Source organism: Psychrobacter sp. 1U2 (assembly GCF_051847575.1).
In genome coordinates this window covers 1-875 of sequence record NZ_JBPYDC010000722.1, presented here as the reverse complement: position 1 = coordinate 875, position 875 = coordinate 1, and the positions used below count along the sequence as shown (strand labels likewise).

The 875-nt window shown below is 45.6% G+C and carries 1 protein-coding gene; it reads right to left on the bottom strand.

Going from position 1 to position 875, the window contains the following annotated elements; genetic code table 11:
- The coding region (gene infB, locus ACS8FD_RS18320) for a translation initiation factor IF-2 (protein WP_439276899.1) at positions 1–875 on the bottom strand (875 nt) is incomplete at both ends.

Genomic DNA, 875 nt, shown 5'->3' with positions numbered 1-875 from the left:
AAGGCTTCGAGTGAACCACGTACGTCAGTTTTTAGTACGATATTTAAGAATGACACATCGCCTTGTTCCATCTGATCAAACATGCTTTCTAAACGCATGGCATTTTGACGTTCAAGTTGACGCTCACGCTCACGGTTGGTTCTAAAATCTGCAACTTCACGTGCTTTTTTCTCGTCTGTTACGACTAAGAATTCGCTACCAGCTGCTGGCGTTTCAGGTAAGCCTAAGATTTCGACTGGTATAGAAGGACCTGCTGACTGTACACGTTTACCATGTTCATCCGTTATTGCACGCACTTTACCGTAATGCTCACCAGCTAGCACTAGATCACCCTGTTTAAGTGTGCCTTTCTTGACCAATACACTAACAACAGGACCACGACCTTTTTCAAGTTTTGATTCAATGACCACACCTTGTGCAGCACCATCTAGTGGTGCTTCTAGCTCCATTAGTTCAGCCTGTAAGCTAATATATTCTAAAAGATCATCAATGCCTTCACCGGTCTTGGCTGAAATACGAGCCATTGGTGTATCACCGCCCCAATCTTCTGAGACCACTTCTTTTGTAGTTAACTCATTAAGGACGCGATCAGGATCAGCACCTGGCTTATCCATTTTATTAATAGCTACGATTAAAGGTGTACCAGCAGCGCGCGCATGATCAATTGCTTCTTCTGTCTGCGGCATCATGCCATCATCCGCTGCCACAACCAATACTACAATATCAGTAGCTTGCGCACCACGTGATCGCATAGCGCTAAAGGCTGCGTGGCCTGGAGTATCGAGGAAAGTAATAACGCCGCGTTCCGTCTCTACATGATAAGCGCCAATATGTTGAGTAATACCACCTGCTTCACCTGTGGCGACCTTCGTTTC